1 protein-coding gene is annotated in these 17,237 nt (G+C 42.2%); it reads right to left on the bottom strand.

Annotated elements, in window-relative coordinates:
- Positions 1–7 precede the first annotated feature (7 nt).
- Positions 8–17,209, bottom strand: a complete 17,202-nt coding sequence (locus F984_RS23000) for a filamentous hemagglutinin N-terminal domain-containing protein (RefSeq protein ID WP_004707903.1) — start codon at positions 17,207–17,209, stop codon at positions 8–10.
- Positions 17,210–17,237: the final 28 nt, after the last annotated feature.

Here is a 17,237-nt window from a genome sequence, read left to right as displayed (position 1 = left end):
TTACCTTTTATTTCATTAATGGATAAACTGTTGTATTAGGTTCTAAATAACCAGTAACTTTAACTCCACTTGGCGTAATTCCTTCCCACATACGTTCTCCCCTAGAGTTAGTTACAATAGACTTGTTCTTATAAGCAGCATCAACCTCTACTTTAACCCTATCTGCACTCCAGCTATCTGGAAACATTGTTGAATTTTTCGTTAAAAATTTATTAGGATTCTTTGGATCAGAGACACTAATTTTTGCTTCATAAACACCCTGAGCATTTGGAGCACTCTTTGATACAATATTTACTTTGCCATTCGCAATGCTATGTCCTCCGGTTAATTTCCCTCTTTTACTAATTTCAACATTCAAAATATGCCCATCAAAATCAATAGGTGCAGTTACTTCATCAACACGTTTACTCGCTTGTTGATTGATAATAGAATCTGATGACTTGTTTGATAAGTCAGTACCCTTATCATTCTCTTTTATCCGATTTAAAGCTGATATTTCTTCATTAATATTATTCGTAGAACTAATATTTCCATTTTCACCCTTCTTAGCAATATCTTTACCAATACCACCAACAATAATTCCTGCAGCTGCATTAATTAAATACTCAGCGCCCTGCTTACTGCTACTTAATTCATTTGATAATGACTCATAATTATCCCGTTCAGCTTCAGGCACTTCTTTGGCATATTGTGGATTGATCATTTTCTCTACAACATCTGTACTCGTTGAATGTGCTGATGCTGTAAAGGCTGTTGCTAATACATCTATTCCCTTTTTCTTATATGGTCCTGCTAATGCGTCCATTCCTAAAGATTGTGCTGAACCAACGACTAAACGTACAGGTCCCGAAATCATTAAGCCAACCGCTAATTGCACAGTTTCTAAATCAACTCCTGTATCCTTACTAATCTCTTCAATACTATTACCTATGAAATTAATCTCTTGTAATAGTTTCATCCCAATTGTTGATTGATTTTGTATCTCAACCTTATAGTCATTAAAGGTAATTTCATCATTCGCAGTCGGTGACTGGTTCCTATCTGTTCCTAAAATGTCATTTATACTTAGACCTTGCTGTTTCAAGTGATCTATTTTGTTGTTCAGATCATTTAAGTTTTCTAAAACTGTGGTCATTCCCGCTGCTTTGTCATCAAACAACTTATTAATTGTTTGTGGCTCTACCCCTTGTTTGATTAGTCCTAAAACAACCTCACTGCCTAAAGTACCAGAATCTTTATACTGCGTTGGCATTTTATAAAGCTTCGCTTGAACATTATTTAATGTCTGTAAAACTTGACTTTTATATTCACTTTCAGGCAATGCTTTAATAACATTTTCAGCACTTTGACGTAAATTTTCTGGCAAATCTTTCTGCTGCTGAACAATCTCCGCTCTTCCACTTTCACTCAGTAAACGATGATCAACCGTGACACTGCCATTTAACATTCCTGTAGTTTGATCGCGGGTAATCTCTTGAGTAGTGTTAATGTCTCGATTGGTCAGTTCAGTTGTGTTTTTAACCGTACCAAGCCCCATCGTGGCTTTGGTTAACTGCTCTGTTTCCTGTCCATTGCTTTGTAAGCCAAGCGTCGTACTACCATTCGGATATTTGCCTTTCTCACCGTCTTTCTCTTGAGTGGTTTTACCAATTGTGGTCGAAACATTAAATCCACGGCTACTGTTATAGTTATGGTCTTGAAGGTCTTTGAGCTCTAACGCACCGCTATAATTCAGGTCTTTATGGTCAGTCAGGGTGCCATCTGCATTCTTAGTCGCATTTGCAATCACACCACCAATATTCGTAACCTGTTTAACTCCCATTGCATCAAGGTTTGCATCGTGGTCTTTATCACCGATAATTAGCTTACTTGTGTTATTGACCCACGCACTGTCACTACTACCTTTGCTTTGGTTATAACTGGCACTAACATTACTGATACCACTTGAACCAAAACCAGCTCCAATACTGCCGCCTTTACTACTGTTACTACTTTTCGCCGTATCTTGTAAGCTTTCTACAAGTATTTGATTGAACTGCAAATTACCCCGGTCTGCAATGGAAACTTCACCGCCCTGAATATTAAGTTTATTCAACTGACCTTCTGTACGGTTTAATGCAACCTCACTGTTCACATGGGTGAGGCTTTCACTTTGTGATTGACTGGTTTGTTTGCCAATTGAAGCACTTCCACTACCACCTGAACTATAACTAATACTTTGATTATTAGTTTTACTGCTGCTTTCTCGTGAACTATGTTCTATACCCGCCGTTATATTCAGATCTTTGGTACCGTTGAAGATCGTTGTGCCCGTAGCACTTAAACGACTGCCCTGAATGTTGGCATTTTGGTCTTCTGATTTAAGTGTCAGATTATTCAGATCTAAATTACTACCTTGCCATTGTCCCTGAGTCGTAGTCGTTGTTGTTGTTGTTTCTATATGTTCACCATTCGCACCAATGGTAAAACCATAAGTCGCGGAACTGGCAGCTGCCGCGGCGGCTGAAGCACCCACTGCAATTTGTGCGCTCGCTAAATTTGCTGTAGCCATCGCAACATTAGCTTTACTATCATCTAATGCTTCTTTGGTGAGTTTACCTGCTGCATAATCTCGCTGAGCTTGGCTATATGCATTCTTGGCATCTTTCAATGCCGATGCAGCATCTTTAACTGCAACCACTGCAAGAGCAGCATCTAAATAAGCATTCCTTACGCCGACTTCTGTACTTATTTTTTCATTTTTTGTTTTTTCTTCTGTAGTGGTTTTATTTTCATAACCACCAATATTAAGTTCTCCTCGACCATGGTCTATCGTGGTATCGCCTGTTGCCTTAATATTCTGTCCTAAAACATCTACTCCTTCTGTCCCTTTAATACTCAGGTTATCAGTATTAATAGTCCCTGCTTTATGAGTAGTTTCAGTCGTAGTTAAAGTATTTTTATCTTTTTCGGAAACAAAACCACCTAAACGTATACTATCTTTATTTAGCTTTACACCTAAACCTTCAATGGTTTCAATAGTATGACTACTACTTTCAATACTTTGTTCTTCAGCAGCATTTAACGTCACTTTTTGACCTGATAATGCCACATTCTTCGCAGTCAAATCTGCACTAGTTAAAGTCGTTTGACCCGATGAACCAACTGCAATATTTTCTGCACTTAAACTTGTGCCTGCTTGATGAGTCTCCTCAGTTCTATGACTATTTGATTCACCCACAGTCAGTTTTTTTTGCAAGTCCAAACCAGGGGCTGCTGCCTGTAATCCTGGTAAACCAATCGCTAGTCCTTTGACTAGTTCTTTAGCTATACCACGATATCCTTTTCGTTGCTCTTCCCACTGTTGATCATGAGTCTCTAAAGTAGATAAAGTCACATTTTTAGGCATCAATGATCCATCAGCAGATTTTAATGTTCCATCTGCTTGTCTTTGCATCAAGGTATTGCCTACATAAATACTTTTTCCTGCGTCGGCATCAATCGCTTGTAGGGAGATATCCTTCTTGGCATTAATATCAATATTGTTACTAGCTCTCAGTTGGCTTTGTGCCACTTGTTGGTGAACATAACCGCTTTGACTACTACTACTTTTAATCCAGCTGGTTTTATGGCTACTGTCTTGCCCACTTTGTTCATTAATAGCTGAAGTCAAATGAACATTACCTTCATCGGCATGGATCTGGATGATATTCTCCGCCTGTCCTTGAAGGTTTGTGGTGTTAATATCTCCATGCGCACTATGCAAGATCAGGTTTTGTCCTGCATTGATCTGACTCGCTTGTGAAGAGCTGGTATTGGCATCATGGCTGCTGCCATTCTTTTTATTACCAGTCGTGTAGTGTTCTTCATTGAGACTACGCCCATCGCCCAGAGTCAGGTTGTGCTCTGCCAGAAGTGCAACATCACCTTGCTGGCTGCCCAGCTTGACCGCTGTACCATGAATGTTATTTCCAGTAATCACAGTATTGCCGACACTTGTGATACTACTGCCAATCTCCTGACTTGAGCCACTGCTGTAACGGCCCGAACCAGACACACCATTGTCATGTTGTTGTCCGACTTTAATAGTGCCGAGTTCAACATTTCCCTGAATTTGAATGAGACTGGCACCATTGCGGTTTTCTATTTTTGCTGCAGTTAGGGTGCTTTTCCCGCCAACATTCATCACTAAACTGACATTATTTGGGTCAATCGGGCCTGTACCATCTCCAACATAAAGTCCTGCAATTCGGTCAATACTGGTCTGGCTTGTGTAATTGCCACTGATTCCATTCATTCCACCCTGCCCAAACACAGGATTGCCACTAATCGAGGTGCTACTGGTGCTGACATGGTTAAAGTTGCCCCCGACATTTAACGCCATGGCACTGCCGGCTTTGAGTGTGCCCCCAATATTATTCAAGTCTTTTTGCGTGGTTAAAGCCACCTGATTACCCTCAATGCGACCACCGATGTTATCGATTTGCTCAGCACTGATTTGTAATGCATGTCGCCCTGCAATGGTGGCTTCATTCAACACATTGCCTTTGAGCTTTAACTGGATATCATTGGCTGCAATTAAGCTGCCATCTCCAAGTAAATCTCCTGCTTTTGCCCGCACATAGACTTGTGGGACCAAGGCTCTGGTCGTCGTGCCATTGGTTAAAGTGACTTCTTTTTCAACCAACCAAACGATATCACTGGTCAACTCGGCCATTTGCGCAGCCGTTAAAGCTACTCCTGGACGTAAACTATATTGCTGGGCAAAGGTCACACCTGCATCAAGCAGGGCTTTATATTGTTCTTCATCGCTATGATAACCCACCAAATATCGTGAGCCGGTCAACTTGGCAATCTGGTCTTGTACCTGACGTTGTTCATAGTAACCATCCCCAAGACGTTTTTGTTGAAAAGCCGGGTCAAGCCCTAATGCATTTAACATATAGTCCGACGATAACCACTGACGGTACTGGCTAAAGTCCGGATCCGTTTCAATGATATAACCTGAACGGCTATCTGGATTAATTCGATACAAGGCACTATTTGATATTTTTTGTCCATCTGTATTGATGGTCCGAATTTCATAACTTGGTGCTGTGACCGCTTTAGTACCTGTCGCTACACTGCTATTCGTCGCATTCGCTTGTGCTTGCTGCGCTTGCTCACCGGTCAGCATACTTGCTTGATTTACAGTCGTACTGTTCTTGACCTCACCATCTAGCCCTGAACCACCGATATTACTCGTTTGAACCTTCAACGTGTCCAGAGGACCTGCACTGCCATGTTCTGGCCCAGCCAAAGACACAATCGTAATGCCGGAGTCAGTCACTTGAACACCACTCACTGCGGTTGAACCACTCACCTGACCAGTTTGCCCAATACTGACCTGTTGTTTTGCCACTGTAGTGGCGGTATCAACCTTGAGCGCGGTATTGCTGTTACGGATTGTATCGATCGCTGTATTTCCAGCACCCACAGTAGCCTGATCAATTGCCCCTGTACGATTCCCGACACCCTCTGCAGCATGTATATTTAAGCCCTGTTGACTACTATTTTTAATCGCTTCAACTTGAGTCGCCTCACCACCTTGTGCCGTCGTCCCATGGACTGTAGTGCTATTATTTAAGCTTTGCTGATCTTTACTTCGACCGTCTGTACCTGTTGCCGTTGCAATACCTGTCCCAATTTTGTCCGTATTACGTGCATCAATGCTCGGATTAAGACGAATAACTTGCTGATGTCCCGTAATAGGCGCAGATGAGAACAGCTCAAGAGGCGTGGTCTTGGTCGGAATATTGGTGGTACTATCCTGTATACCAATATGGTCATGTCCACTTCCACCATAATAACCAACATAGTGATCAACTTGTCCTGAAATACGGGTCACCTGATCAACACTCATTCCTAAGTTAGCAATGCTTTGACCTTGGTCACCCAGCAGCGTTCCCCCGACTAAAATCTGACTCTTGTCATTATTGATCGCACCGCTAAAGCTCAAGTTCCCTCCAACACTGATCACACCAGCTGCTGAATTGGTTACATAAGGTGCCGTTACGGTTTGTGTACCGTAGGTATGGTCGTAGGTATCTGTAGTATAGAGTTTTCCATTCAACACCAGATAACCTTTGGTCATCTGGCCTCTTGAACTATCAGCATAATTACTGACAATAAAAAATTTCCCTTCAGATTGTGCGAGATAGTCTTCTAGCGAGCCATTACCATTTCGACTACTAAACTGCGGTAATGAACTTGAAGTTGATTCAAGATTACTACTCACTGCTGTGGTCGTACCACTTAAATGGCTCAATTGTGCTGCCATCTGTGCATACATGACATCGGTAATTAAGCTGTCCGCACCTGGATTATATCGACCGTTCAACCACATCCAACTCGGATTATTGGCCTTCATATCCCAATAGTCGATCTGTTCTGGTGCACTGCTGCGAATCTCGGTATTCACATACAGATTTTGGTTATTCACCTGATCGACATCCAGTCGCAAATTACCGTCCACATTGATGGTTGCGCTACGGTTGTTCAACGTGCTGGCTTGCCCCGTCACTTGTCGGTTGCTATCCAATGCTCCGCCAATGTGCATATCACCCATTGAAATGATCTGTGCACCGTTATTTGTACCCTGCATGCCCTTATTTTGGTCTGTCGGGTTTTCCATGTTGTTGAGGGTTTGTACCCCTAACAACATATCACCACGAGAGGCAATCACCGGAGCAACGCCACTGCTATTCGGCGCATTATTTAAGGTATTGGCACCTATCGCTAAACTCGTGCCATAAATTCGTCCTGTTCCCGTATTATTTACCGTATTGGCACGTAAAGTAGTCAATTCACCATTAATCAGTCCCTGATTATTAATCTGTTGTTGTGCGCTTAATTGTGTGTCATAACTTTCCAGTCGTGCAGTGCTGTTATTTAAACCGTTGTTGATATTGGCTGCATTCAAGCTTAATGTCTGGCCCGCCTGAATCACGCCATCATTGTTAATATCCCCAGTCGTATTCAGCGTTAAATGACCATTGGCTTGTAGTTGACTACTGTTATCTGCCGTTTGTGTATAACTGCTTCCCAAGTTGAGCGTCGTATCTCCCAAACTTAAGATTCGACCATCACTACTTAAAGATTGACTGCTTAAGTCAAGCTGCTTTCCTGCACTTAGTAAACCTTGACTGTTGGTGACGACCAAACCACCACTTGTAGTACTGCCGACCACACTCAACAGGTTCTGCCCACTGATACTGCCTTGATTGTTATTCAATTGCTGAACAATATTAAGCACTGCACGATCATTGGCACGAATTGCACCAGACTGGTTATTTAAGCTGTTTACATTGAGATTAACCGTCGTTGCATCTATACCCTGTGTACCTAAATTGTTATTGGTATTCTGGTTATCGAGTACATTGCTGGTCAAATTCAGTTGATTCGCTGCAACCAGATGACCGCCTTGATTGTTGATACTGTCAAAATGTACGCTGATATCATGTCCAGCATTGACTTGTCCGGACTGATCATTTAACAACATACTGCCAGAGGCACCATTGCTTTGTAGATTTAAATCATGTGCAGCAATCAGTTGTCCATGACTGTTCAGGACTTGATCTACATTACCATTTAGGTCATTGCCACTTGCGATATAACCTGACGTATTATCCAGCTGACTGATTTGATTTAGGGTTAAATCACCACGACTGAGTATCCCACCGGTGTCACCGCTATTTTGGTTGTTCAAGGCTTGACCATGCGTATTAATGCTCAACAGAGCACCCGATTGAATTAAGCCACTCTGTCCATTATCTAATGCACCAGAAGAAAGCTGAACACCCGTTCCATTGATTTGACCTTGCTGGTTTTGTAATGCCTGACCACGGCTGTCTATTGATAGCGCCTGATTGGCAAATATATGGCCTGTTTGGTTATCAATACCTGTCGCTGCAATGCTTGCATTCTGGCCTGATTGCAAATCACCACGCTGATTAGACAATACACCTGATCCGGCATCGACATTTAAGTCACCATTTACACTCCCAATGTGACCAGTATCATTAATCAAACCATTACTATTGACCGTGACATTGTTAATTGCAGCGATCTTCCCTGCTGTATTATCAATCTTTTGAACTGTATTTAAGGTGGCAGTATTTTTACTATGAATATCACCATGGTCATTCTGAATTGAGCCACTGCTGATATTGAGCTGATTTGAACTGCTGATTTGTCCATTCTGGCGATTATCCAATATCCCGCTTTGTTTGAGTACAATGTCTGGTGATACGCTATTATTTAAGCCTTGGGTCAGAATAATACCACCTAAGTTGCTGAGGTCAGACGATTGGCTATAAATACTACCGCTGTCCGCAACAATTTGTCCGTAATCGTTATTCAGACGGTGTTGACTATTTAGCTCAATGTTTTGAGCAGCATGAATATACCCACCATTTGAGCTATCAATACCATCGGCACTGAGCTGAATACTGCGACCTGCTTGCAGAGAGCTGCCCTGATTAGTTAGAGCACCACGACCTGCATCAATATTGAGATTGCTATAAACACTACCAATTTGAGAGACATCCATACTGCCAGCAGCATTGCTCACGGCATTGTTATTAAGTCCATTGCTGTGAAGGTTCACATCATTGAATGCTGCAATATGTCCACCAACATTATTAATCTCTTGGTTGATCGAAACAGCCAAGGTATTTTGTGCACTGAGATCACCATGGTCATTATTAAGTGATTCACTCTCTATACTTAAGTTTGTAGCTGACTGAAGCTGTCCATGCTGATTCGTTAGTGCGCCACTTGTGACAATGCCTAAGTCATCCAGACTATTCATTAACCCCTGATTATTGTTCACTTCAGTGCTATGTATGGACAGGGTTTTCCCTGCAACAATTGCGCCCTGCTGGTTGTTTAAGCTCTGCTGACTAATGAGTTGCAGTTTTCCACCAGCTTTGATCCCGTTAGACTGAGCAGCACTGAGGGTATGACTATTATCAATACTCCCCGACTCAATATTCAGATCAGTTGCGGCTTGTAATAGACCTTGCTGGCTATTGTTGAGCAGGCCTGTCCCTATATTGAGGTTCAGCATGCCTTGTTGGCTACCAATTCGCCCAGCATTGTAATTATCCAGCCCGTCTGAGTGAATACTCAGGTCCTGTTTGGCAATAATCTGACCTGCGTCGCTGTTGCTTAGCACTTGATCACTGTTGATATTTAACTGAGCCTGTGTGTTGATTTCACCTTGTCCCGAGTTATCAATTCCTGCTGCATGCAAATCCATATTGCCAGCCGATAATAGCTGACCAGCATGGTTAGTCAAACTGCCCGATCCAGCATCGACCTGTAGCTGTCCACTGGCACTACCGATGAGACCTGAGTCATTGATCAAACCAGTGCCGTTGATGCCAATATCCTGATTGGCAGTAATTTTGCCTGCAGTATTATTAATGCCTTGTTTGGTTTGTATGCTTGCCATCTCTTGGGCAAGAAGAGTACCAAGGTGATTGTCCACTGAACCACTAGATATATTGAGGCGATTGCCACTACTAATCGTACCTGACTGGCTGTTATCCAGAGTATCCTTCAGGGTCAGATCAATATCATGGTTTAGATAGGTTTCAATCAATCCCTGTTGGTTATTCAAACCATTGGCTGTAGCATTGATATTGCCTGTTGCTGATACGATTTGCCCATGATTCTGATTACCGAGCGTACCTTGAGTTTGTATCGTAATGTCATTTTGAGCATTGATTTTACCGGCATTCGAATTGTCGATATTCAGTGCATTTAACTGGACAGTGGTGGCAGCCAAAAGTTTACCACCCCGATTGCTCAAGCTATCTTGTCCGGCATCAATGCTTAATGCATCATGAACACTGCCGATCTGCCCAGCCACAAGATGACCTTCTGTATCCACAGCAGCATCATTGATTAAACCATTGCTATGAATATTAACGGTGTTTCCAGCAGCAATATGACCCGCAGTGTTATCAATACGTTGTGCAGTGGTCAAGCTCAATGTATCCTGCGAAGCCATGCTGCCAAACTGATTATTGATTGAGTTACTGCTGATACTGAGCGAGTGTCCACTATTTATTTGCCCTGCGGTTCGATTGAATGCACTGTTATCCAACATCCCCTTTACATTCAAATAGATATCATGATCTGGATAGGTTTGTATCACCCCCCCCTGATTACCGAACTGGTTGGCTATAACACTGATATCACCTGCACCAGATACAATTTGTCCCTTATTCTGGTTGTTTATTTCACCCAAACTTTGAATCTGAATATCGTTGTGTGCATTGATGATGCCAGCATTCGAGTTATCAATATCCGCAGCTTTTAAATCAGCTGTTGTTGCCGCCAAAAGCTGACCACCTTGCTGGTTATTTAACAAACCTTGGCCAGCATCAATATTCAATGCACCACTGACACTCCCAACTAAACCTTGCTGTGCATTATCTAGCCCTTGGCTGCTCACCTGAACATCATGATTCGCAGTGATTTGTCCGGCGCGATTATTTACCAATTGGCTACTTTGAATATTTAAAGCACCTTGGGTTTTAATCTGCCCACCAGCTGAGTTATCTATACCAGCGGCATGAAGTATGCTATCCATGGTCGCTTGAATGAGTCCACTTTGATTGTTATTGAGCAATCCTGTACCCGCATCTAACCACACTTGCCCTTGCAGACTGGCAATTTGTCCACTCTGGCTATTATTTAATCCTTGACTTTGTAAATGAACATCGTGGTTGGCAATCATATGCCCAGTATGGTTATTGATCAGTCCAATACTGGTAATGGTCAACTTATTCTGTGCTGACATACGACCCTGTTCATTATTCAATGAACCACTACGTAGCGTCAGATCAGTACCTGCCAGTAATTGTCCGCCCTGATTGGATAGACTCCCTTGTCCTGCATCAATGTCAAGTAAACCCTGAACACTACTGATTTGTCCTGCAACCATTTTCCCAGAACGATCTACAGCATCATTGCTGAGTCCCTGACTATTCATCGTGATGTCATGATTCGCTGCAATAACCCCTGCTCTATTATCAATGCTTTGAGCAGCATATATGCTTGCACTATTTTGTGCGGTGATACTGCCAGACTGGTTATTGATTACACCGCTATTGATGGTCAGTGTATTTCCACTACCGATCATACCCGTCTGGCTGTTATCCAGTAAATTAGAAACAGATAACCCCACGTCAAAACCGGAATTGCTTTGAATGCGACCTGTCTGATTATTTAAATCACTCGCTATGACTTTTATATTGCCTGCTGTGCTTGCAATTTGACCGGTCTGATTAATCAATGCCTTTTGGCTCGATAATGAAATATCCCCAACAGCCTCAATTGAGCCAGCAGTATTATCAATACTGTTTGCAGACAAGTTTAGCGTCTTAGCAGATTGTAAATGTCCACCTTGGCTACTTAAGATGTCACGACCAGCCTCAATCACAAGTAAACCCTGAGCACTACCAATCATCCCCTGATTATTATTCAGGCCCTGACTCGTCAGGTTGACATCCCCATTAGCGACAATGTTGCCTGCAGTATTATTGATATCCTGAGCGGTTTTTACTGTTGCAGTCCGTTGCGCACTGATTTGTCCCGTACTGTTATTCAGTTGACCCGATTGCAACAGTGCATTGGCACCACTGAGAATCTGCCCCTTTTGACCATTGTCCAGCATCCCCACGATGTTTAGATGAATATCGTTGTCAGGATTCGTCTGGATCAAGCCTGCCTGATTGTTCAGCGTTACAGCAGATGCATTGATCGTACCTGTTGCCGACTCAATTTGACCACCTTGGTTGACCAACCCAGTTTGACTAGTTAATAGCACATTACCCTGTGCATCAATAAGGCCCGATGTGTTATCGATATCATGGGCAATGACAGTAGCCGCGGTTGCAGCTTGTAATTTACCGCTTCGACTCGATAAAGCTCCATTGCCCGTGTTGAGATTCAATAAGCCGTTGGCACTGCCGATTTGACCCATATTGTTATTCAAACCTTCGCTGCTCACATTTAAATTGTCGTGAGCAATCAGGCGACCACTTTGGTTCGTGATGATCTGACGACTATCTACAGTTGCGGTGCCTTGTGAGCTGATATTACCAGCAGTGTTATCAATCCCTACTGCTGTTAAAGCAATGGCAGTTGCCGCTTGTATGCGACCAGACTGATTACTCAGGGCAGCATTGCCTGCATTGGCATTGAGTACACCAGTGATACTACCAATTTCACCCGCATGATTACTCAGACCTTGGCTCGTCAAATTGACATCATGGTTGGCAATGATACTTCCCGTATCGTTGTTAATCAGACCTGTGCTAGTTAAGGTCACAGCATTCAATGCACTTATCAAACCCTGAGCAGTGTTATTGATACTCGCTGCTGCTGCAGTCAAATTGGTGCCAGCTTGTAATGTTCCTACTTGAGAGCTTAAGACACCTGTGCCAGCATCGATACTCAATAGACCTTTTGCACTTGAAATTTTACCTGCATCGTTATTCACACCCACACTCGTGGTGGTGACATCATCATAAGCAACAATACTGCCGTTGTTATTGTTGATATCCTGATTAATATTTAAATTTGCCGTACTTTGTGCAGTGATTTGTCCACTATTGTTATTGAGTTGTCCAGCAGATATCCCAATACGGTGACCAGAATTAATCTGTCCTTGCTGACGATTATCAAGAAGGTCCGAAACAGTAAGCGTAATGTCATGTTGCGGATTACTCAGAATGAGACCTGCTTGATTATCTAAACTGTTCGCTGTTGCAATAATGCTTCCAGCGGTAGTAACAATGTGACCACTCTGGTTATTCAGGGCTGTCGCGCTGATGATCTGTATATCATCCTGTGCCTGGATAGAACCCGATGTACTATCAATATCAGCAGCATTGAGATCTAAGCGGGTTGCTGCCTGTAAAGTACCATGCTGGTTGCTTAACAAACCTTGTCCAGCATCTACCGTGAGTTGTCCCTGAACACTTCCGATCGTTCCCTGATCATTGATCGTACTGGTACGGTTGAGTCCTTGATTACTCACATTGACATCAGCATTTGCAATAATACTTCCCGCAGTATTATCAAGACCATGGTCAGCTTTTACACTTGCCAGACCTTGTGCAGACAAATGCCCATGCTCATTGTTCATGGAACCACTAGCAATCATTAAATCATGACCACTCTGTAGCTGACCACCCTGACTGTTATCTAACTGACCTGTAATATTTAAGCTTAAGTCATAGCCATCACGAGTTTGTAATGTACCACCACGGTTATCAAACTGGCTGGCATCCAAATGAAAGTCTGTCCCCATTTTAATGATACCAGCGGTATTCATCAACCAAGGGGTGGTAGAAGATAGGGTGGATTGGCCTGTCTGGATTGGCCCACTCATCTGCAATCGGCCTGCCGAGTCAATCGTACCCGAGCTGTTATCAATCCCTCTTGTAATCAGGTTCATATTACGACCGGATTGCAATAAACCTGCCTGGTTAGTCAAAGCCAAACGACCCGCATTGATATTTAATTCATCTTGAATACTCGCGATAACACCCTGATTATTATTTAAACCCTGACTGCTGAGTAAGACTGACTTGTTGGCAACAATCTGTCCTGAACTGTTATCAATATCCTGATTGATCTGTGCCTGGATTATGCCTTGAGCACTGATTAAACCTGCTTGAGTTTTTAATTGATCGGCCTTGATCTCAATATTTTTATCTGCCTGTAAAGAACCCGACTGGTTCGTAAGTTTCCCTTTACCAACATCTAGTGTTAATCCAGCCTGTACCGAACCAATCTGACCACTGGTGTTATCCAGTCCTTCTGACCGAATACCAACATCGGCATTGGCAACGATTTTTCCAGACTGGTTATTGATGAGCCCCAAACTGGTCAAGGTTAATGCATTTTGTGCAGAGATTTGCCCAGCCATACTGTTATTGATAGAACCAGCATGAATATTATTGTTCATACCTGCATAAATTTGACCTGATTGGCTGTTATCGAGTAAACCCGCCACATCAAGCTGTAGATCATGATCCGCTGCAGAACTTAACTGACCGCCCTGATTATTTAAGCTACCTGCTGTAATATAAAGTGCCATTGGACTTTGAATAAATCCTAACTGGTTATTGATTTGATCTGTAATGGCTAATGTAAGCGGTTTTAATGTTCCGCGTTGGATCATTTGCCCTTTTTGGTGGCTCAAGTTATACGCGGTAATATTAATTTGATCTGCTGATGTAATAGCACCATCTAGTATAGCTTGCTCTGTAGCTAACACTAATTGTCCATTACTCAGAATCTTACCTTGGACTCCCTGCAATTGATTACTATTGATATTCAATTGCTGATTTCCAGAGTGAATAATTTGGCCTGCTTCATTGTTTAGAATAGAAGTATTTAACTGCATTAAAACTGCATTACTACTAATTTCACCTGATTTATTATTTAGACCATTTACAAAGTTCAGAGTAAATTCGTTATTTCCAGTATGCTGAATTTTCCCTTGGCTATTATCTAGTTGTTGAGCAGAAAGAATAATATCCTGACTATTTAACTGTCCTTGCTGATTATTGATCAGATTCTGGCTGGTCAGTTTGAGTTGATCTTGAGCAACAACTGTCGCTGCCTGAGTTGAAATATCAGTACCCGCGTTCAGTGCAATCGTCTTCGATTGTAATTGTCCCTGTGCTGCATTAATCGTTCTAGTTGCATCCACCTGTATATTGCCACCTGCGAATGTTTGACCATGTAAATCAGCTCGATCCACATTGATCGTAAGCATACCTGTATCAGCTAATTTACCTTCACGATCTAGGCCAGCGGCAATTAAACCATTCTGTGCATGTTCTAATGCTGAGCTTGTGATTTTTACATTCTCCCCAGCCGCAAAAGAACCAGAATTTTGAATATCTTTTCCTGTAACCGTTAAATCCTTATCTGCATAAATACCACCGGTATTTTTAAGCTGATCATGTTGCAACTGAACAGTTGTTGCTTGTAATTGCCCTTGATCATTGTCAAATTGCTGGGCAGTACTGTTTAAATTTTGCTTGGCAATAATAGCTCCTTGGCTATTATTGACAGTGCCATGTTGTTGTTGAATTTGATTGCCTATGATGTGCCCAGATGTATTATTCAGCGCTTGGCTATTTAAATTTAAATCAGTTTTTGCCTGTATAAACCCCTCTGTATTATCAATCGCTTGGTTGGCTTTGATATTTACAGATTGGTTTTCTGAATAAATCACACCAAACTGATTGCTTAAATCGCCTGCACTTACCTGAACATTGTCACTACTAGCAATGTAGCCCTTATTGTTATTTAATTCACTGCCTATAGCTAAATCAAGCTGCCCAATTGACTGGATCTTACCACTTTGGTTATAAGCATTCTGACTTTGAATTTTTAGTGTGCTACTCGATGCGAACTGACCTTGTTGGTTGGTAAAATCTAGCGTTTGAATATCGGCCTGTTTAACATTCAATTGGCCTAGATCATTATTGAAGTTGCTGCCTTTAATGGTGACGGTACCTAAATTCAGTTGCCCACCTTGGTTATCCAAACCATTTTGACTCTCGACATCAACACCGCCATGGGCAATGATCGTTCCCTGATCATTACCCAATACACCCGAAACATGAATGAAGCCAATATCATAAGTTTTTGGAGTGGTATCTATTGGAGAAACAACCCCCAGACTTCCTCCATCCTTTGCCGAATCAACAGGAGCCCTTGGAACTATTACCGTACTACCTGTATTACCAGAGCTATTTCCAGCTGTACCACCACTCGTATTACTCTTGGCAACTCCAATTTTACCACCAAGGTTTGTCATTGAACCTGACTTTAAATCAAGTCCTTGCAAACCTGTTTGTTCGATAGAACCACTATTTTTTAGACTACCCGCATCAATAACAAGGCGAGCAGCATTCAATGTGCCACTATTACTTAAACTATTTTGTTGATTAAGACGTAACTCATCAGCACTACTGATTAAACCGGAGTTATCTAGACTTTGACTTTCAATAGAAATTTGTGAAGTTGCGCTACTTACATTACCTGTATTTTGAATATTTTGAGCTTTTAGCTGTACCTGATCTTTATTCGCGATCAAGTTACCATTATTGACCAAATCACCATTTGCATTTAGCGTCAGAGTCCCTTGAGTACTATTTATCGTACCTGCGTTACGTACACCTAGCCCTTGCTCTGTTCCAACTAAAAAAATTTTTCCAGCATACATGCCACCGAGTTGGCCTACATCTAAAGCAAAGTTTGGCGGAGGCGTGGTTGTCGGTCCTGTTGTTGCCGTGATTTGAAGAGCTACTTGGTCTTTGACTTGAATATCATTTTGTCCAAGTACCATATTGAGTTCATTTGCATATAGGCCAGCGTTGACTTTTAAAGCACGCGCATAAATATCTGTATAAGGGGTTAAACTTCCGTTTAAGCCTTTACCTTCAATCGTGACCTGCCCCTTGCGGACACGGAATGATTCAAGATAACCTTGATTCATCACCGCTTGACCCGTAGTTAAAGTAAAGCGATCTGCATTAATCACACCACAGCCATCACAGATCAAACCAGATGGATTCGCAATAACAACTTGTGCTTGTTTTCCGGCAACTTCAATATAGCCTTTGAGTTGACTTGGATTATTACTATTCACTTCATTCAAAATAACTTTGGCTTCGCCTTTTGCAAGCCATGGGTTACCTTGCACCCAGCCTCCTAATTGAGTTTGGGTGTTATTTCGTGAGTTATTTAAAATAGCGCCTTCTTGCCCAACATCAAACTGAGTATAAGTATTACGTGAAACACCACCAGCGCTTGGTGTCTGAATGTTGACCTGAGTCGTCCCATTTGCACTATTTAAAATTGTTGGCTGCTGCGATGTTGGCGCGCCTTTATCTGCACTAATCTGGGTTTCAGCCACACTGCTCATTGGCAAGCTAATCACCAATGCTCCCAAACAGCCAATCACAGCAAAGTTGAGTGGATTTAACTTCTTATAATGAATAGGTAGAACCGAGACTGTCGTCGAATCAGTTCCAGATACCCCCTGACTTTGACCTGCTTGCTTGGTTTTGCTTTTTACAATCTCGGCAACAGCAATAAACATCCCACGAGCATGGCTAAAAATAATACGATAACGATTCTTATTCACTTTAAAGTCTCACTAAATTTTTTATGTA

The sequence above is a fragment of the Acinetobacter nosocomialis NIPH 2119 genome (assembly GCF_000368085.1).
In the GTDB taxonomy this organism is placed as follows: domain Bacteria; phylum Pseudomonadota; class Gammaproteobacteria; order Pseudomonadales; family Moraxellaceae; genus Acinetobacter; species Acinetobacter nosocomialis.
Note: the sequence above shows the minus strand (reverse complement) of the source record. Positions and strands in the feature narration are given on the sequence as shown.